The following is a 19,277-nucleotide window of genomic DNA, read 5'->3' as shown; positions in this document are numbered from 1 at the left end:
ATGTTTAGCAAAAAGTTTCGCAACATACTGCTGTTCGGTTGCATCGCGGCCATTTTCGGCGCGGTCGGCTACTGGAACATCAGCCCGGAACGCTTCCTCGACAAGCCTCCTGTCTCGGCAGAAGAGAGCCCGATCGACTGGTATGCGACCAACACCCACACCTTGCAATACCTGGAAGACGGCAAGGTGCAGTACGAAATGACTTCCGACAAGGCCGAGCACGTCAAGGCGACCGACATTACACTGGTCACCAAGCCCGACCTGAACATGTATCGCGGCACCGACTTTCCGTGGCACGTGACCAGCGAGCGCGGTGAAGTGAATTCCGGTGGCACCGAGGTCGAGCTGATCGACTCGGTTCGCGTCAAGCGCACCGATGAAAAGAACCGCGACACCCTGATCACCTCCACTCGCATGACAGTGTTCCCGCAGCAACAATATGCGCAGACCCAGCAACCCGTTAGAATCGACGGCGCTGGCGGTGTATCGACCGGCGTGGGAATGAAAGCGTATTTGAAGGAAAGCAGGATACACCTGCTATCGAACGTAAGAGGACAGTATGAGGCTCGTTAAAACCCTCCCTATTTTGCTCAGTCTGGGCGCAGCACTGGGAAGCGTGAGCGCCTGGGCTCTGCCGAACGATCAAGAGCAGCCAATCCGCATTCAGGCCGACGATGCCCAGCTGGACGACAAGAATGGCGTTGCCACCTATAAAGGTGACGTGATCATCACTCAGGGTTCGATGATCGTCAAAGGCAACACCGTGACCATCACCCGCACCCCGACCGGTGATATCGACGTCGTGACCTCGGTGGGCAACCTTGCCTACTTCGAGCAGTTGCAGACGGCTGGCGACACCAAACCTGTACAGGGCTGGGGCGTGACCATCCAGTACCACGCCGCGCAAAACCGCGTTGTGCTGATCGACAAGGCGAAAGTCGTCGACAAGGACAACAACACCACTCAGGGCGAGAAAATCGTCTATGACACGGTGAAAAAGCTGGCCAGCGCGGGTCGTGCCACCGGCAACAAGGTCACCGAAGCGCGTCCGCGCATTGACATGGTGATCCAGCCGAAGAAGAAAACCGACGAGAAATCCCAGTAATGGCAACTCTGAAAGCTCAGCACCTGGCCAAGGCCTATAAAAGCCGCCAGGTCGTGCGCGATGTCAGCCTGTCGATCGACAGCGGTCAGATCGTCGGACTGCTCGGCCCCAACGGCGCCGGCAAGACCACCTGCTTCTACATGATCGTCGGCCTGGTGCAGGCCGATCAGGGTCGCGTGCTGATCGACGACCTGGATGTCAGCCACCAGCCGATGCACGGTCGCGCCAAGGCCGGTATCGGCTATCTGCCGCAGGAAGCGTCGATCTTTCGCAAACTGTCGGTGGCCGACAACATCATGGCCATCCTCGAGACCCGTCAGGAGCTCGACAAGGCCGGTCGTCGCAAGGAGCTGGAAAGCCTGCTGCAGGAGTTCCACATCAGCCACATCCGCGACAACCTCGGCATGAGCCTGTCCGGTGGCGAGCGTCGCCGGGTGGAAATCGCCCGCGCACTGGCCACCGCACCGAAGTTCATCCTGCTCGACGAACCGTTCGCCGGTGTCGACCCGATCTCCGTGGGTGACATCAAGCAGATCATTCACCACCTCAAGGCCAAGGGCATCGGTGTGTTGATCACCGACCACAACGTCCGCGAGACGCTGGATATCTGTGAAACGGCCTACATCGTCAATGACGGCCAACTGATCGCCGAAGGCGACTCCGCGACCATCCTCGCCAACGATCTGGTGAAGGAAGTGTATCTGGGTCACGAGTTCCGCCTGTAAGCGCGACAGCATTCGACCAGCCGTCCGGGTGCTGTAACGTTGAAGCGCACTTTTATACGCTTTTATTGTTACAGCGCTCTAGGCAAACACGACAGTTTCAGGCATATAATTTGCTTAAGTTTGGCGCTTCGGCGCCCTGTAGTGGATGGCGCATAGCGCCGGCGAATAAGGTGTTAAGCCCCTGCCATGAAACCATCGCTAGTCTTGAGAATGGGCCAGCAGCTGACGATGACACCGCAGCTGCAACAGGCCATCCGCCTGCTCCAATTGTCGACCCTGGATCTGCAACAGGAAATCCAGGAGGCTCTGGAATCCAATCCGATGCTCGAACGCCAGGAAGACGGCGACGACTTCGACAACTCCGATCCCATGGCCGACAACGCCGAACAGAAGCCCAACACCGAGATCCAGGAACCCTCCTATCAGGAGACCGCACCGACGGTCGACAATCTAGAGGATGGCGAATGGAACGAGCGAATCCCCAACGAACTCCCCGTCGACACCGCCTGGGAAGACGTCTACCAGACCAGCGCCAGCAGCCTGCCGAGCAGCGATGACGACGAGTGGGACTTCACCACCCGTACCTCCGCCGGCGAGAGCCTGCAAAGCCACCTGCTGTGGCAGTTGAACCTGGCGCCGATGTCTGACACCGATCGCCTGATCGCCGTCACCCTGATCGACTGCATCAACAATCAGGGCTACCTCGACGAAACCCTCGAAGAAATTCTCGACGCCTTCGATCCGGAGCTCGACATCGAGCTGGACGAGATCGAAGCCGTCCTGCACCGCATCCAGCAATTCGAACCTGCCGGCATTGGCGCACGCAACCTGGGCGAATGCCTGCTGCTGCAATTGCGCCAGCTGTCGGCCAAGACCCCTTGGCTGGCGGAAGCCAAGCGTCTGGTCACCGATTACATCGACCTGCTCGGCAGCCGCGACTACAGCCAGCTGATGCGCCGCATGAAGCTCAAGGAAGATGAATTGCGCCAGGTCATCGAACTGGTGCAGAGCCTCAACCCGCGCCCCGGTTCGCAGATCGAGTCCACCGAAGCCGAGTACGTGGTGCCTGACGTCATCGTACGCAAGGACAACGAGCGCTGGCTGGTCGAACTGAACCAGGAATCGGTGCCGCGCCTGCGGGTCAACGCCCAGTACGCCGGTTTCGTGCGCCGCGCCGACACCAGCGCCGACAACACCTTCATGCGCAATCAGTTGCAGGAAGCCCGCTGGTTCATCAAGAGCCTGCAGAGCCGCAACGAAACCCTGATGAAAGTGGCCACCCAGATCGTCGAGCATCAGCGCGGCTTTCTTGAATACGGCGACGAAGCCATGAAGCCTCTCGTGCTGCATGACATCGCCGAAGCGGTGGGCATGCACGAGTCGACGATTTCCCGGGTGACCACGCAAAAATTCATGCATACCCCCCGGGGCATTTATGAACTGAAATACTTTTTCTCCAGCCACGTCAGCACCTCCGAAGGCGGCGAATGCTCGTCCACGGCGATCCGCGCGATCATCAAGAAACTGGTTGCCGCGGAAAATCAGAAAAAGCCGTTGAGTGACAGCAAGATCGCTGGTTTACTGGAGGCACAAGGCATTCAGGTGGCTCGCCGCACCGTCGCCAAGTACCGCGAATCCCTCGGGATCGCGCCTTCGAGCGAACGCAAGCGGTTGATGTAAGCCACGTTACAGCGTTCCAGTGGCAGGCTCTTCGGCCTGCCGCTTTATGCACTGGCAACGAAGGAGAAGCTGTATGCAAGTCAACATCAGTGGACACCAACTGGAAGTTACCCAACCTCTCCGTGAGTACGTTGAGCAAAAGCTCAAGAGGCTTGAGGGGCATTTCGACAAGATCACCAACGTGCAAGTCACGATGTGCGTCGAGAAGCTGAAGCAGAAAATCGAAGCCACGCTGCATATTCCCGGTAACGAGGTCGTCGCAAACGCGGAACATACCGATATGTACGCAGCGATCGACGCGCTGACCGACAAGCTTGATAAACAACTCAAAAAGCATAAGGAAAAGACCCAGAGCCTGCTTCAGGGCGCTACCGGTCGATAACCCCCACCCCCATGATCCGACTTGAAAGCATCCTGACCCCCGGCCGTTCCCTCGTGAACGTGCCGGGCGGCAGCAAAAAGAAAGCCCTCGAACAAATTGCCAACCTGATCGCCCGGGAAGTACCGGATCTGGAGATGCAAGATGTCTTCGAGGCACTGATTGCCCGTGAAAAACTCGGCTCGACCGGTTTTGGCAACGGCATCGCCATTCCCCATTGCCGCCTCAAGGGTTGCGAATCCCCCATCAGCGCCTTGATGCACCTTGAAGCACCCATCGATTTCGACGCCATCGATGGTGCACCGGTCGACCTGCTGTTCGTGCTGCTGGTCCCGGAAGCCGCCACCGATGCGCACCTGGAACTGCTGCGCCAGATCGCCAGCATGCTCGACCGCAAGGACGTACGCGAAAAATTGCGTCGCGCCACCACCAACGAAGCCTTGTATCAGGTTGTCCTGGACGAGCAAAACGGGCACTAAACATGCGCTTGATCATCGTCAGTGGCCGCTCCGGCTCGGGCAAAAGTACCGCTCTGGATGTCCTCGAGGACAACGGCTACTACTGCATCGACAATTTGCCTGCCGGCCTGCTCCCGGAACTGGCGGAGCGCGCACTGATTCATACGGAACTGTCTCAGCCACTGGTCGCGGTATCGATCGATGCGCGCAATCTGCCCAGTCATCTCTCGCGCTTTCCGGAGTTGCTTGAAGAGGTCCGCAGCCGGCACATCCAGTGCGACGTCCTGTATCTGGACGCCGATGAAGAAACCCTGCTCAAGCGCTTTTCGGAAACCCGTCGTCGCCACCCGCTGAGCAGCGCCAATCGTTCGCTGGCGGAAGCCATCAACGATGAAACGGCCCTGCTGGGCCCGATCGCCGATCTGGCCGACCTGAAGGTCAACACCACCAATCTGAACCTGTACCAGTTGCGCGACACCATCAAGCTGCGGCTGCTGAACCAGCCGGAGCCGGGCACGGCGTTTCTGGTGGAGTCGTTCGGTTTCAAACGCGGCATGCCGGTGGATGCGGATCTGGTGTTCGATGTACGCTGCCTGCCCAACCCGTACTGGAAACCGGAATTACGCGCGCAATCGGGGCTCGATGAGCCGGTGGCCGAATACCTGGCGGCACAGCCGGAAGTCGAAGAGATGTTCCAGGACATCTATGCGTATCTGTTCAAATGGCTGCCGCGCTTCGCTGCAAGCAATCGCGCCTACGTCACCATTGCCATTGGCTGCACCGGCGGACATCACCGTTCCGTCTACCTGACCGAACGCCTGGGTCAGGCCCTGCAGAAAACCCTGAAGAACGTCCAGGTTCGCCACCGCGACCTCAGCTAAAGGATTCACACCGCGATGCCTGCTCTGGAAATCGAAATCATCAACAAGCTGGGCCTGCATGCCCGGGCGTCGGCAAAGTTCGTTGGCGTGGCGGGGCAGTATCCCGACTGCACGATCAGAGTGGGTCGCACCCCGGAAACTACGGTAGATGGCAAAAGCATCATGGCGATGATGATGCTCGCTGCCGGCAAGGGCACCAAAATCTTCCTGAGCACCGAGGGGCATCAGGAACAGGAAGCCCTGGATGCCTTGGTGGCACTGATCAACAACTACTTCGACGAAGGCGGTTGAAAGCCTTTGGTGGCGAGGGAGCAAGCTTCCCTCCCCCCTCTCATCCCAACGCCGTGTCCATCACCATCATCAGACAGAACCCGATCAACAATCCCAGGCTCGCCAGTTTGTCGTGACCATTGCGTCGCGACTCCGGGATTACTTCGTGGGTCACCACCAGCAACATCGCCCCGGCCGCCAGCGCCAATCCGAGGGGCAACAACAATTCAGCCAGACTGACCAGCCACGCACACAGCAGTGCAAACACCGGTTCGACCAGCCCCGATGCCGCCCCGATCAGAAACGCCTTGACCCGCGACATCCCTGCTCCGGCCAGCACCAGCGCAATCACCAACCCTTCCGGCACATCCTGCAAGGCGATGCCCATCGCCAGGCTGTCAGCGTCCGGCATGCCGCCGCCCGCGGAGACACCGACGGCCATGCCTTCCGGGATGTTATGGGCAATGATGGCAAACACGAACAGCCAGATCCGAGGGGGAATCACTGGATGTTCGACGGTGCCAATGAGCATTTCCGGTGAAGCGCCGGACACCTTGCGGTCCACCAGATACAGACCGAAAGCACCGAGCATGATGCCGAAACAGATCAGACCACTGGCACCCCAAGGGCTCAGGCCAAGGCTTTCTGCGGCGGCAATCCCCGGCACGATCAGCGAAAACGCGGTCGCCGCCAGCATCACGCCGGCACCAAACCCCAGCAGCGTGTCGCCCAATGCCTGAGGCATGTTGCGGATCACCAGCACCGGAACCGCCCCGAGTGCCGTGCCAAGCGCGCAGATTGCACCGCCCTGCAATGCCCGGGACAGTTTCGGCTCAAGGTTCAGCCATTCGAGTCCGTGAGCCACCAGCAAGGTCATGCCCGCCAACAGCAGCAGCGATCCGAATGCGTAACGAAACATACGCCCACTTCCGATCGCCAGTGTTTCAGTGCCCATAGTCAGCCTTGGATTGTTTTTATAGGAGACTTAAACCAGTGCAGCCTGATAACGCACAGCGACTTCAGGCCAATTGATCACGTTGTAGAACGCGCTGATGTATTCCGGGCGACGGTTCTGATAACGCAGGTAGTAGGCGTGTTCCCACACATCGAGTCCGAGAATCGGCGTATTGCCGCCCATCAGCGGGCTGTCCTGATTGCCGCTGCTTTCCACCACCAGTTTTTTGTCCGGGGTCACGCTCAGCCAGGCCCAGCCGCTGCCGAAACGGGTCAGCGCGGCTTTGGTGAAAGCATCCTTGAAGCTGTCGAGGCCGCCCAGTTGCTCATCGATCGCCCTGGCCAGCGCGCCGTCCGGCTTGCCGCCACCGCCTGGCACCATCACTTCCCAGAACAGCGAATGGTTGGCGTGACCGCCGCCTTGATTGATTACCGCCGCGCGCAGTTTTTCAGGCAGTTGCTGGACGCTGGCCACCAGTTTTTCCACCGGCCATTCGGCGTACTCCGTGCCCTCGACCGCGGCGTTCAGGTTGTTGATATAGGTCTGGTGATGCTTGGTGTAGTGGATCTCCATGGTCTGCGCATCGATGTGCGGTTCCAGTGCGTCGTAGGCGTAAGGCAAGGCTGGCAGGGTAAAAGCCATTTCAGTGGACTCCATGGTGATGTTGGGCAGGCACGCGACGCGCATTGCCGGTATCCGGGTGCAGCAGACGCTGGGTGCGCGGGTATTCGCCGTGTTCGCTGATGAAATTGAGCAGTTCGACATAGGTCTTGCTGCTCTGGCGCAATGCCGCCTCACGCAGGGCCGGGCGCAGGCGCTCGTTCTGCATGGTCTGCAACAGGCGCTGGTGGATCGCGCAGAGGTATTCGGCGCTCTCCTCCGGCTGGTTCAGGCGCAGATGCAGGTCGGCCAGGTTGTGATGGGAGATGACGCAGGCCGCCACCGCTTCGTCGGCATCGGCCCAGCGCTCGAACAGCACTTGAGCCAGGGCCAGCGCTTGCAGATAGGCCTCGCGGGCGTCGATCAGCTCGCCCAGCATGAAGCAGCGATTGGCCCGTTCGATCGTGCGTTTCCAGTGCTCCATGATGAGTCTCCAAAGCGGTTGCGGTGTTTACACGCCGCCGGCGGTGAGTTTCTCGGGATTGAGCAACTCTTCCAGTTGGCTGCGCGACAGGTCGGTGTGCTCCAGCGCGACATCAATCACCGGACGGCCCTGTTTGTAGGCCTGCTTGGCGATTTCGGCGGCTTTCTGGTAACCGATGATCGGGTTGAGTGCGGTGACCAGAATCGGGTTGCGCGACAGCGCTTCCTTGAGGCGCGACTCGTTGACCTTGAAGCTGGCAATCGCCTTGTCACCCAGCAGACGGCTGGAGTTGGCCAGCAACTCGATGCTGCTCAACAGGTTCTGGGCGATGATCGGCAGCATCACGTTCAGTTCGAAATTGCCCGACTGACCGGCGATGGTGATTACCGAGTCATTGCCGATCACTTGCGCGGCGACCATGGCGGTGGCTTCCGGAATCACCGGATTGACCTTGCCCGGCATGATCGATGACCCCGGCTGCAGGCCTTCCAGCTCGATTTCACCGAGACCGGCGAGCGGGCCAGAGTTCATCCAGCGCAGGTCGTTGGCGATTTTCATCAGCGATACGGCGGTGGCCTTGAGCTGACCCGACACGGCCACGGCAGTGTCCTGCGAACCAATCAGCGCGAACAGATCCTTGCCCGGGGTGAATTGCACGTTGGTCAATTGACTCAACTGGCGGCTGAATCGCGCGGCGAATTCCGGATGCGCATTGATCCCGGTGCCGACCGCCGTGCCACCCTGAGCTAGGGATTGCAGGCTTGGCAGCAAGTCCTGCAGGTGACCGATGTTGGCCTTGAGCTGCTGCGCCCAGCCATTGAGCACCTGACTCATGCGCACCGGCATGGCGTCCATCAGGTGGGTGCGACCGGTTTTGACGTGGTGGTGGACTTGTTCAGACTTGCGTTCGATCACTTGCACCAGGTGCAGCAGCGCCGGCAGCAGTTGTTCATGCAGGGCCAGCGCGGCGCTGACGTGGATGGTGGTCGGGATGATGTCGTTGCTGCTCTGCCCGCAGTTGACGTGATCGTTGGCGTTCACCGGCTCGTCGAGCAGGCGGCTGGCCAGGGTGGCGATCACTTCGTTGGCGTTCATGTTGGAACTGGTGCCGGAACCGGTCTGGAAGATATCCACCGGAAAATGCTGCATGAAGTCGCCTTCAAGCAGACCCTGGGCCGCGTCGCTGATGGCTTTGCCTTGTGCTGCGCTGATCTGGTTGAGTTCGACGTTGGCCCGGGCAGCAGCGGCCTTGGCCAGGATCAGGGCGCGAATGAACTGGGTCGGCATCGGCTTGCCGCTGATCGGGAAATTGTCCACTGCGCGCTGGGTTTGCGCGCCGTAGAGAGCGTCCACCGGCACCTGCAGTTCGCCCATGCTGTCGCGCTCAATACGTGTCTTGGTCATCTGAAAATCCTTGCACCAGTTCAATAAGAGGAATGGAGGGTTGCAACTCGCAAGTGGCGAGCTGCCAGGTGTAGCTTTGCCAGCGTTTGAGCCGGCATTTGCACAGGGACAGGCGCTCCATTTCACGCAAGGGGCGCCAGGCCTGATCAAGACAGAGGCTGCGCCAGTGCCACGGCAATGCGATGTCGGACGCCGTGTCGAGCAGCAGACGGAAAGAAGTTTCAGCGACAGTCCAGGGCGAGGTCGCCGTGCAGCAGGCCAGATACCGGCCTTCGGCCAGGTAGTGTTCGATCAGACGCGGTTCGTCGGGATCCATGGCGCAACGGATCTGGCGACTCATCCAGCGCCAGCTTTCGAGGTACGGCTGCTCGTGCAAGGCAGAACTCATGATCCTGGGCTCATCCGATAATGAGATTTATTATTAGATGATAATGAGAACCAAAACAAGAGCAGCTTTTTAGCTGGCCTGATCGGCCCGAAAGATTTGCGGACACAAAAAAAGGCGCGCCACCCAATCGGATGGCGCGCCTTTTGTGTACGTGCCTGGGGCTTAACTGCCCGCGACGGTCATCTTCTCGATCAATACCGAACCGGTGCAAATGTTGCTGCGCAGCTCCAGATCGTTACCCACTGCGACGATCTGCTTGAACATGTCGCGCATGTTGCCGGCGATGGTCACTTCCTGCACCGCGAACTGGATTTCACCGTTCTCGACCCAGAAACCCGCCGCACCACGCGAGTAATCGCCGGTGACCATGTTCAGGCCATGGCCCATCAGCTCGGTGACCAGCAACCCACGGCCCATACGTCGCAACAGTGCTGCCTGGTCTTCATCGCCATGGGTGACGAACAGGTTGTGCACACCGCCTGCGTTGGCGGTGCTTGGCATGCCGAGCTTTCGACCGGAATAGGTGCCGAGGATGTACGACACCAGTTCGCCTTTTTCGACGAACGGTTTGGCATAGGTCGCCAGACCGTCACCGTCGTACGACGCACTGCCCATGGCGCGCATCAGGTGCGGGCGCTCGTCGATGGTCAGCCACTCCGGAAACAGCTTCTGCCCCAGCGTCCCTTCAAGGAAGGACGATTTGCGATACAGGCTGCCGCCGGAAATCGCCGACAGGAAACTGCCAAACAACCCGCCCGCCAGCTCGGCGGAAAACAGCACCGGCACTTCGCAAGTCGGTACCGGGCGTGCGCCCAGTCGGCTCGCCGCTCGCTGTGCAGCGCGCTGGCCGATGCTCACCGGGTCGGCCAGCAAACTGCCCTGGCGGTTCACGTCGTACCAGTAATCACGCTGCATCTGGCCATCGGCCTCGGCGATCATCACGCAGCTCAGGCTGTGTCGAGTCGAGGCGTAACCACCGATGAAACCGTGGCTGTTGCCATACACGCGGCAACCCTGATGAGTGCTGAGGGTGGTGCCATCGGCATTCTTGATCCGCGCATCGGTGTCGAACGCAGCGGCTTCACAGAGCAGCGCCTTCTCGATGGCTTGTTCCGGGGTGATGTCCCATTGGTGGAACAGGTCGAAATCCTGAATATCCCTGGCCATCAGCGCGGCATCGGCCAGCCCCGAAGCTTCGTCTTCGGAGGTGTGCTTGGCAATCGCCAGCGCCGCAGCGACGGTCTCGCGAATCGCATCCGGCCCGGTGGCGGACGTGCTGGCCGAGCCCTTGCGCTGGCCGACATACAAGGTAATGCCAAAGCCCTGATCGCGGTTGAACTCGACCGTTTCGACTTCACGTTGACGCACCGACGTCGACAGGCCCTGCTCCAGCGATACCGCTACTTCGCAGGCACTGGCACCCTGGCGCTTGGCTTCGGCGATGATCTGCTCGACCTGTTCCTGCAGTGCCGGCAATGCCTGTGGGCCGACGCTTTCAACTGCACTCATGCTCATCTCCACTCAAATTCTGCTTTCGGCTGGGGCCTTCGAGCGACCGGGCCGGACAAGCGGCCCCCGACTGGTTATCATGGCGGCGTTTCTTTGCGGACTGCCACCATGGTTGATTCTTACGACGACTCCCTCGATACGGGAGAAAAAAGCAAATCCCAGGTCAAACGCGAGCTGCATGCTCTGGTTGACCTTGGCGAGCGCCTTACAACGCTCAAGCCCGACTTGCAGGCGAAACTGCCATTGACCGACGCCTTGCGCCGGGCCCTGGCCGATGCGCCCAAGCACACCGCGAACATCGCGCGTAAACGGCACTTGCAGTTCATCGGCAAACTGATGCGCGATCAGGACACTGACGCCATTCTCACCTTGCTCGATCAACTCGATGCCTCTACCCGTCAGTACAACGAGCGTTTCCACAACCTCGAACGCTGGCGTGACCGCCTGATCGGCGGTGACGATGCCGTGCTGGAGAAATTCGTCGTCGAGTACCCGGACGCCGACCGCCAGCAACTGCGTTCCCTGATCCGTCAGGCCCAGCATGAGGTTGCGCAAAACAAACCTCCTGCCTCGAGCCGCAAGATCTTCAAGTACATCCGTGAGCTGGACGAGACTCAACGCGGTCTGCGTTGATATTCGCCACCGGGTGGCCGCACTGCGCGCCACCCGAAGCTCCATCCTTTCTTATGCGCCCGTGCCACCCACGGTGATCGCATCGATCTTCAGCGTCGGCTGACCCACGCCCACCGGCACCGATTGCCCATCCTTGCCACACGTCCCCACACCGCTGTCCAGCGCCAGATCGTTACCGACCATCGACACCCGGCTCATCGCTTCCGGACCGTTGCCAATCAACGTCGCACCTTTGACCGGCGCGGTGATCTTGCCGTCCTCGATCAGGTAAGCCTCGCTGGTGGAGAACACGAACTTGCCGCTGGTGATGTCGACCTGACCGCCACCAAGGTTGGCGCAGTAGATACCCTTCTTCACCGACGCGATGATTTCCGCCGGATCGCTCTGGCCGCCGAGCATGTAAGTGTTGGTCATCCGCGGCATCGGCAAGTGCGCGTAGGATTCGCGGCGACCGTTGCCGGTGCGGGCCACGCCCATCAGGCGCGCATTGAGCTTGTCCTGCATGTAGCCCTTGAGCACGCCGTTTTCGATCAGCGTGGTGCACTCGGTCGGCGTACCTTCATCATCGACGCTCAGGGAACCGCGACGACCGGCCAACGTGCCGTCATCGACGATGGTGCAGAGCTTGGAAGCAACCATCTCGCCCATACGCCCGCTGTAGGCAGAACTGCCCTTTCGGTTGAAATCGCCTTCCAGACCGTGGCCGACCGCTTCGTGAAGCAGCACGCCGGACCAACCCGAACCCAGAACAACCGGCAAGGTGCCGGCCGGTGCCGGAATCGCTTCCAGATTCACCAGCGCCTGACGCAACGCTTCACGGGCATAACCCATGGCGCGGTCTTCGGCGAGGAAATAACGGTAGTCGGTACGCCCGCCGCCGCCATGGCCGCCCCGTTCGCGACGACCGTTCTGCTCGACGATCACACTGACGTTGAATCGCACCAAAGGACGCACGTCGGCAGCCAGGCCACCGTCGGTCGAGGCCACGAGAATCCGCTCCCAGACCCCGGCCATGCTCACGCTGACCTGCTGGATACGCGGATCGAGGGCGCGGGTGGCAACATCGATGCGTTTGAGCAGTTCAACTTTTTCGGCGCGGCTCAGCACTTCCAGCGGGTTGTCCGGCGCATACAACTGGGCGACGTCCTGCGTGCTGAACGCCTGCACGGTGCCGTTCTGCCCGGCACGGGAAATCGAACGGGCCGCACGGGCCGCCGCGCCAAGCGCTTCGAGGGTGATCGCGTTGCTGTAGGCAAAACCGGTTTTTTCGCCGGACTGCGCACGCACACCAACACCCTGATCGAGGTTGAAACTGCCTTCCTTGACGATGCCGTCTTCCAGCGACCAGGACTCGGAAATCTGCCCCTGGAAATACAGGTCGGCCGCATCGATGCCTGGACCCGCCAGATCACCGAGCACGCCTTGCAGGCTCTCGATCGTCACGCCGCCAGGCGCCAACAGGTGATCACTGACTGAGGACAACAACTCGCTCATAGGTTTTACGCCTTAAATTCGTGTTCTGAAGCAGGTCGCTGTGCGCCCTGCGAAAAAAACCGCCGATGACCCGTCACCGGCATTCGCGCCCGGATGGACGCCTGTTCGTCACTGTCGCGCTCGGCCAGCAACACGGCTTCGCCTTGTTCCTGCTGCGCCAGCACGCGGCCCCACGGATCGATAATCGCCCCGTGGCCAAAGGTTTCCCGAGGCCCCGGATGCGTCCCGCCCTGGGCCGCTGCCAGCACGTAGCACTGGGTTTCAATCGCCCGCGCACGGATCAACACGTCCCAGTGCGCCGCACCGGTCACCGCGGTGAAGGCCGACGGCGCGGTAATCAATTCAGCCCCAGCAGCCCGCAATTCGCTGTACAGCTCCGGGAAGCGCAGGTCGTAACACACCGTCAGGCCGATTCGGCCGACCGGCGTGTCCGCAACCACCACGCCACTGCCATAAGCATAGTCATCGGATTCACGGTAACGGCCGCGATTGTCCGCAACATCCACATCAAACAGATGCAACTTGTCATAGCGAGCAACGATTTCGCCCTGATCGTCCACCAACAACGAGCAGGCATGGGACTTCGCCTCGGGTTGCCCCACAGGCGGCAACGGCAAGGTGCCGGCCACTATCCATAACTTGAGGTCGCGAGCGGTCTGTTTCAACCACGGCAGGATCGGGCCTTCGCCAAGTGCTTCGGCACGGCCGATATCAGCGATGTCGCGACGCCCCATGGCCGCGAAGTTTTCCGGCAGCACCGCCAGCTTCGCGCCAGCGTTGGCCGCTTGTTCGAGCAAACGTCGGGCATCGCGCAGATTGGCCAGCACGTCGCTCTGGCTGACCATTTGAATCACCGCTAAAGACATGGCGAACTCCGCAAGAGGTAGGCAGCCATGCTACTCCATCGGTTTGCGGCCTGGCTGATCAAAAAGGCTTGTCGAAGGTGATTTTCGGCTCTTTCCACGGGCCTTTGACGGTGTATTTGACGCTGGCGAACCGCGCTACGCGATCACCGATCAGTTTGTCGATCAGGAACAGCGCCCCGCCGACCGCCGGTGCACCGACGATCAACGCGGCAATCGGCAGGTTGTTGGTCACCGGCAAGGTCACCAGCAACCGGGCATCGACCTGATCGCCGACCAGATCCAGCGTGCCGTTGAGTTCAAGGTTGCTCGATGGCCCGGTCAGTTTGATCGGCTCCTGCGTCACGTAGACACCGTTGTTCGCCACCAGCAATCCCTTGACCCGGTCATAACTCAAACCTTTGCCGAACAGGTCAGAGAAGTCGAGGCGCAGACGCCGGCCGATGGAATTGAAGTTGAGCAGACCGAACACCCGCAGCGCCTGGGCACCGCCCTCTACTTCGACGAACTGCCCCTTGTTCAGCGACGCATCGAGCGTGCCGGAGAAGCGCTTGGTCGCCAGCCACGCCGGCGAACCCGGCCAGCGGCCGTCGACATCCATGTGGAACTCTTCGCTGGTCACGCTCGGCGCAAAGCCCCAGCCCTTGAGCACGTCGGCGAGATTCTTGCCGCCAATCCGGCCCTTGTACCAACTGCTGGTGGCACCGGGCGTCCCCTCCCAGCCACCGCTGCCCTGCAACAGAATGCCCTTGAGGCCCAGATCGAGATTGTTCAGGGCGATACCCTTGGCGGTCGGACGGACTTTCAGCGACCAGCCACCAACCAGGTCCTGGCCCTGGAACAGCTGATTGATGGTGATGTCCAGCGCCGGGATCTTGGTTGGATCGACTGAGGCCAGTGGGTCAGGGGCGTTATCGTCGGCCTGCACCGTCGGGTCCGGTGCCGGCAAACGCACGTATTGAAGGTTCACCACAACCGGTGCGGATTTGGCGTCGGGAATGCCGACCGTGCCTTTGGCCTGCTGACTGTCGAGGGCCAGCGCCCAGGCGCCGGGCTTGCGATCCAGTTGCACCGCCGCCTGATCCAGCGTGGTGCCGAAGGCGGTGAGTTTGCCGATCTTGAAATCAGCGCTGCTGAGCAGTTGCTTGGCGCTGCCGCCGGGATCCTGACCGGCGTACTTGTCCACCAGATCCTGCCAGGGTTTGACGTCCAGCTCGGACAACACACCGCGTATCCGCAGGCCTTTGTTGCCCGGCAACACGGCCTCACCGGTACCGAGGAACAGCTCGCCACGGCCATCGGCGAAATTGCTCGGTGGCGCGGCGAAGGTGAAGTTGGCCAGTTGATCGTAATTGACCCAGTAACGCCGCTCCTGACCTTGCAGCGTCATGCGGAACACCGTGTCACGCCCGACATCGGCGGTCATGCCGAACGGCGCGGGCAGATTCACCGCCACACCCTTCAGGTTGGAGCTGACCATCAATTGGCTGTCAGCACCGTCCAGGTTCACTTGCAATTGATAGGGAATCGTCCCGGACACCGGCAACGGCTGAGTCACGCCGAGCCAGTCGGTGAGTTTCTTGACTTCGACCTGCCCCGACGCCGCTACCCGGGTCTTGAGCTTGCCGGGGCCGCCATCGGCGAAGATCTGCGCGGTGACCGGTTTGTCGAAGGCCCGGGCACTGATGTTCTGCCCGCTCAGACCCTTGGCGCTGTCGAAGCGGAAGTCACCCTTGAGCTGGCTCAACTCCAGTTTCGGCTCAGCCAGTTTCAGTCGCGCATTGGCAGTCTTGAAGTCCACGAGGATCTTCGGCTGATCGCCCTTGGCCAACGGCACATCCAGTTTGAGTTTGCCTTGCAGGTCGCCCTCGCCTTCCCAGCCGGCGAAGGTGTCGGCGGTGCCGATCGGCGCCTCCTGGAGAATTTTCAAGCCGTCGCCCAGTCCACCGGCAAACCCGCCGTCGAGGTACATATGGCTGTGCTCGCCGCTCGGTACATGGGGGATATTGACGAAGACGTCGTTGACCTGAGTGTCGAGCAACTGGCCTTTGCTGGCGACGATCCGCACACCGCTGTCCTCGATGAACACATCACCGCTGACCTTGCTCACGTGCGGCCAGCCAGGCTGGAATGCCAGCTCGGCATCGTGCACCTTGAAAAACAGGCTGATGCTGCGATCCGCATCTGCGGCGCCTTTGTTCAGGGAACCCTGATACTGGAAGAACCCTTGATCCACCGCGCCTTTGAGAATCGCGGTACGCAGCCATTCGTCCAGAGACGGGCTCAGTACCTCGGGCAAGTACTTGGCGGTGTAGCGACCGTCGCCGTCCACCAGCCCGACCCGCAGGTCCATGTAGTCTTCCTGGGTGTGGTCGAAATGCAGGCGGATCAGGAAGTCGCCGGCAATCTTGCCTTCCTCGCCGAGCACCTTCAGGTACGGTGCGATCAGCGTGAAACCTTCGCTATCGAGCTTCCAGGTCAATCGGGCATTGGCCTGGATGTATTGCCATGGCTTGGCAAAAATCGGATCGAGGTGCAGGACAAAGTCTTTGCTGTCCATGCGCAACTCACCGCCGCCGAGGTTGCCGGTCAGGCTGCCGCTGACATTCCGCGCGGCCGGCGCGCCGTGATAGGCGTCGAAGCCGACCTGATCGAGGTTGGCGGCGAAACTGAATTTGTTGTCGTCGGTGGCGTTGGGCCGGAAATCCAGCAGCACATTGCGCAAGCCACCGGTCACTTTCAGATGCTCGACCACGGTGGCAAAGCCTTGCGGCAGAGGGCCCAATGCATTGAGCAACGGAGTGATCGGCGTCAGATCGAGGCGATCGGCCTGCAGATGCCAGAGCTCATCGACCTTGTCGGTGGCGGCGGTCTGCTTGACCTGAACACGGGACTCCCAGCGGGTCTCGCCAAAATTCATCGCCAGCGAATCGAGGGTGACGGTCGCGCCCTCGGCACTGCGCTGGAAGTAACCGTTGAGCGCCAGATTGTTGATCTGGATCGGCTTGCGCTCGGCGTAGGCACCGGTCAATTGCGGAGCGTTGAGGCGAATGGCGGCGCTTTGCAACGCGCCCTCGCTCCAGTTGACCCACAACTCGCCGCCGGCCTTGATCTCGGAGAAATTCCACTGCTGGGTCAGGCGCTCGGGCAGCCATTTCGCCCAGTCGCTTTGCGGCAGGCTGACGTAGCCCTCGACCGCGCTGTCCTGCAACTGGCTGGCACGAATCCGCGTACGCAGGCTCAGTGCAACGGGTTGCCCGTCGGGCAAGGTCAGTCGCGCGTCGAGGCGCTGACGATTGAGACCGGTCTTGAGATTGAGGCCGACGTAAGTAAACGTCAGCGGCGCCTGGTCCCGCGGCTGCAAGGTCACCTGGCTGTCGAGCACCGACAATTGCTGGACCACTTGCATACGGTTGAACAGTTGCTCGGGATCCATGGGCTGATCCTGCTGCACCGGTAATCCTTCGAGCGCCCATTGGCCGTCTTCACCTTCCTTGAGGCTGATCTTCAGGCCGTTGAGTTCAAGATGCGCGATACGCACTTCACGAGCCAGCAGACTGGCCCACAGATCCGGCACGGCACGCACCCGATCCAGGCGCAGCGCATTGGCGCCGTCGCCGACCATCACGTCGTGGGCCAGCAGGATCGGCGCAAATCCGCTCCAGTTGCCTTCCAGCTCACCGATCTGCAACGGCATGCCCAAGGCTGCGCTGGCCTTGTCTTCGATGTCGGTACGGTATTCGGCCACCAGTGGCGTGAGTTCCCGGCCGAGGCTGACGTACAACGCCATCAACACCAGAACCAACGCGCACAGGCCCAGACCCCAACGGGTCAGCGCGGCCAGAATGCGTGTCAGACGTTCCATGTCAGTTGGCTCCCATGGCAAAAATACTGCAAAAAGCTGAGGCCAGCCGTTTCAGGAAATAGGTGACGCAGGGGATCAGAGCAGCACCACGTCATATTGTTCCTGGGAATACATGGTTTCCACCTGGAAGCGTATGGTGCGCCCGATAAACCCTTCAAGCTCGGCGACGTTACCGGACTCTTCATCGAGCAGCCGGTCGACGACTTTCTGGTTCGCCAGCACACGATAACCCTCGGCCTGATAGGCCCGGGCCTCGCGCAGGATCTCCCGGAAAATCTCGTAGCAAATGGTTTCCGGCGTCTTCAGCTTGCCCCGCCCCTGACAACTGCTGCAAGGCTCGCACAGCACTTGCTCCAGACTTTCGCGGGTACGCTTGCGAGTCATCTGCACCAGACCCAGCTCGGTGATACCGATGATGTTGGTCTTGGCGTGATCGCGCTCCAGCTGTTTTTCCAGGGTACGCAGTACCTGGCGCTGGTGCTCTTCATCTTCCATGTCGATGAAGTCGATGATGATGATCCCGCCCAGATTGCGCAGACGCATCTGCCGGGCAATCGCGGTGGCCGCTTCGAGGTTGGTCTTGAAGATGGTCTCTTCGAGGTTGCGATGCCCGACGAACGCACCAGTGTTGACGTCGATGGTGGTCATGGCTTCAGCCGGATCCACCACCAGATAACCGCCGGACTTCAGCGGCACCTTGCGTTCAAGGGCTTTCTGGATTTCGTCTTCGACGCCGTACAGGTCGAAAATCGGCCGTTCACCCGGATAGTGTTCCAGACGATCGGCAATTTCCGGCATCAGTTCGGCGACGAACTGCGTGGTTTTCTGAAAGGTTTCCCGGGAGTCGATGCGGATCTTCTCGATCTTCGGGCTGACCAGATCACGCAAGGTGCGCAATGCCAGACCGAGGTCTTCATAGATCACGCTCGGCGCGCCGATGGTCTTGATCTGTTCGCTGATCTGATCCCACAGGCGTCGCAGGTAGCGGATGTCCATCAGGATTTCATCGGCCCCGGCACCTTCGGCGGCGGTGCGCAGAATAAAACCACCGGCCTCCTTGATGCCTTCTTTGGCCACACAATCGCTGACCACCTGTTTCAGGCGTTCGCGCTCGGCTTCATCTTCGATTTTCAGGGAAATGCCGACGTGGGCGGTGCGCGGCATGTACACCAGATAGCGCGACGGGATCGACAGTTGCGTGGTCAACCGCGCGCCCTTGGAACCGATCGGATCCTTGGTGACTTGCACCACCAGGCTCTGACCTTCATGCACCAGGGCACTGATGCTTTCCACTGCCGGGCCTTCGCGCAGGGAGATTTCCGAGGCGTGAATGAACGCCGCACGGTCCAGGCCGATGTCGACGAATGCCGCCTGCATGCCCGGCAATACCCGCACTACCTTGCCTTTATAGATGTTGCCGACGATCCCGCGTTTTTGCGTGCGCTCGACATGCACTTCTTGCAGCACACCGTTTTCGACCACCGCCACGCGCGATTCCATCGGCGTGATGTTGATCAGAATCTCTTCACTCATGGCAGGGTCTCGTTCAGGCATGTTCACGATAATGGCCGCATCTTGTTCCGT

19 protein-coding genes are annotated in these 19,277 nt (G+C 60.6%); 9 read left to right on the top strand and 10 right to left on the bottom strand.

All coding sequences use genetic code 11. The features are described from left to right. The 8 genes from lptC (at window position 1) to AC1RME_RS25825 (ending at window position 5,519) form a co-directional block, all read left to right on the top strand. Window positions 1-573, top strand: coding sequence for an LPS export ABC transporter periplasmic protein LptC (lptC, locus tag AC1RME_RS25860; RefSeq protein ID WP_085711782.1), 573 nt, complete (start codon window positions 1-3; stop codon window positions 571-573). Continuing rightward, complete coding sequence (gene lptA, locus AC1RME_RS25855; protein ID WP_096818965.1) at window positions 560-1,105, top strand: lipopolysaccharide transport periplasmic protein LptA; 546 nt, start codon at window positions 560-562, stop codon at window positions 1,103-1,105. Before lptC ends, lptA begins: the two co-directional genes overlap by 14 nt. Beyond that, entirely contained in the window at window positions 1,105-1,830 is a 726-nt protein-coding gene (gene lptB, locus AC1RME_RS25850; protein WP_007953572.1) for an LPS export ABC transporter ATP-binding protein, read from the top strand. Before lptA ends, lptB begins: the two co-directional genes overlap by 1 nt. Window positions 1,831-2,016: 186 nt before the next feature. Then, a complete protein-coding gene (locus tag AC1RME_RS25845) occupies window positions 2,017-3,510 on the top strand; it encodes an RNA polymerase factor sigma-54 (protein ID WP_011332472.1) in 1,494 nt (497 codons plus the stop codon). A 73-nt stretch (window positions 3,511-3,583) separates the two neighbouring features. Next, a complete protein-coding gene (hpf, locus tag AC1RME_RS25840; RefSeq protein ID WP_007953578.1) occupies window positions 3,584-3,892 on the top strand; it encodes a ribosome hibernation-promoting factor, HPF/YfiA family in 309 nt (102 codons plus the stop codon). 11 nt (window positions 3,893-3,903) lie between these two features. Further along, window positions 3,904-4,368, top strand: a complete 465-nt coding sequence (gene ptsN / locus AC1RME_RS25835; protein ID WP_096818963.1) for a PTS IIA-like nitrogen regulatory protein PtsN — start codon at window positions 3,904-3,906, stop codon at window positions 4,366-4,368. Between the two features lie 2 nt (window positions 4,369-4,370). Further along, on the top strand, window positions 4,371-5,228 hold the full coding sequence (gene rapZ / locus AC1RME_RS25830) for an RNase adapter RapZ (RefSeq protein WP_096818961.1): 858 nt from the start codon (window positions 4,371-4,373) through the stop codon (window positions 5,226-5,228). Between the two features lie 15 nt (window positions 5,229-5,243). Then, complete coding sequence (locus tag AC1RME_RS25825) at window positions 5,244-5,519, top strand: HPr family phosphocarrier protein (protein WP_096818959.1); 276 nt, start codon at window positions 5,244-5,246, stop codon at window positions 5,517-5,519. A 40-nt stretch (window positions 5,520-5,559) separates the two neighbouring features. Here AC1RME_RS25825 and AC1RME_RS25820 read toward each other — a convergent pair whose 3' ends face one another. From AC1RME_RS25820 to pmbA, 6 genes are all read right to left on the bottom strand, one after another. Continuing rightward, window positions 5,560-6,453 (bottom strand): ZIP family metal transporter, encoded by an 894-nt coding sequence (locus tag AC1RME_RS25820; protein WP_493072678.1) that lies wholly within the window; start codon window positions 6,451-6,453, stop codon window positions 5,560-5,562. Between the two features lie 30 nt (window positions 6,454-6,483). Next, window positions 6,484-7,095, bottom strand: a complete 612-nt coding sequence (locus AC1RME_RS25815) for a superoxide dismutase (protein WP_493072747.1) — start codon at window positions 7,093-7,095, stop codon at window positions 6,484-6,486. 1 nt (window position 7,096) lies between these two features. Then, window positions 7,097-7,537: a DUF2753 family protein gene (locus tag AC1RME_RS25810; protein ID WP_096818952.1), complete on the bottom strand. Its 441-nt coding sequence runs from the start codon at window positions 7,535-7,537 to the stop codon at window positions 7,097-7,099. Window positions 7,538-7,564: 27 nt separating this feature from the next. Beyond that, entirely contained in the window at window positions 7,565-8,941 is a 1,377-nt protein-coding gene (locus AC1RME_RS25805; protein ID WP_096818950.1) for a class II fumarate hydratase, read from the bottom strand. Continuing rightward, on the bottom strand, window positions 8,922-9,329 hold the full coding sequence (locus tag AC1RME_RS25800; protein ID WP_493072676.1) for a FagA protein: 408 nt from the start codon (window positions 9,327-9,329) through the stop codon (window positions 8,922-8,924). Before AC1RME_RS25800 ends, AC1RME_RS25805 begins: the two co-directional genes overlap by 20 nt. A 162-nt stretch (window positions 9,330-9,491) precedes the next feature. Continuing rightward, window positions 9,492-10,838: a metalloprotease PmbA gene (gene pmbA, locus AC1RME_RS25795; RefSeq protein ID WP_493091960.1), complete on the bottom strand. Its 1,347-nt coding sequence runs from the start codon at window positions 10,836-10,838 to the stop codon at window positions 9,492-9,494. A gap of 108 nt (window positions 10,839-10,946) precedes the next feature. Here pmbA and yjgA point away from each other — a divergent pair, with 108 nt between their 5' ends. Then, window positions 10,947-11,471: a ribosome biogenesis factor YjgA gene (yjgA, locus tag AC1RME_RS25790; RefSeq protein WP_096818946.1), complete on the top strand. Its 525-nt coding sequence runs from the start codon at window positions 10,947-10,949 to the stop codon at window positions 11,469-11,471. A 51-nt stretch (window positions 11,472-11,522) separates the two neighbouring features. On the opposite strand, the gene tldD is transcribed toward yjgA, so the two are convergent. From tldD to rng, 4 genes are all read right to left on the bottom strand, one after another. Then, window positions 11,523-12,965, bottom strand: coding sequence for a metalloprotease TldD (tldD, locus tag AC1RME_RS25785; protein WP_085711794.1), 1,443 nt, complete (start codon window positions 12,963-12,965; stop codon window positions 11,523-11,525). Between the two features lie 5 nt (window positions 12,966-12,970). Beyond that, the gene (locus AC1RME_RS25780; protein WP_493091959.1) at window positions 12,971-13,831 is read right to left on the bottom strand and encodes a carbon-nitrogen hydrolase family protein; all 861 of its coding nucleotides are present in this window, start codon (window positions 13,829-13,831) and stop codon (window positions 12,971-12,973) included. Window positions 13,832-13,889: 58 nt separating this feature from the next. Beyond that, window positions 13,890-17,693: a YhdP family protein gene (locus tag AC1RME_RS25775; protein ID WP_493091957.1), complete on the bottom strand. Its 3,804-nt coding sequence runs from the start codon at window positions 17,691-17,693 to the stop codon at window positions 13,890-13,892. 75 nt (window positions 17,694-17,768) lie between these two features. After that, entirely contained in the window at window positions 17,769-19,226 is a 1,458-nt protein-coding gene (gene rng / locus AC1RME_RS25770; protein WP_096818937.1) for a ribonuclease G, read from the bottom strand. Window positions 19,227-19,277: the final 51 nt, after the last annotated feature.

This window comes from Pseudomonas sp. GW822-FHT03F08, from assembly GCF_058801265.1.
This window is presented reverse-complemented; position numbering and strand designations above follow the sequence as displayed.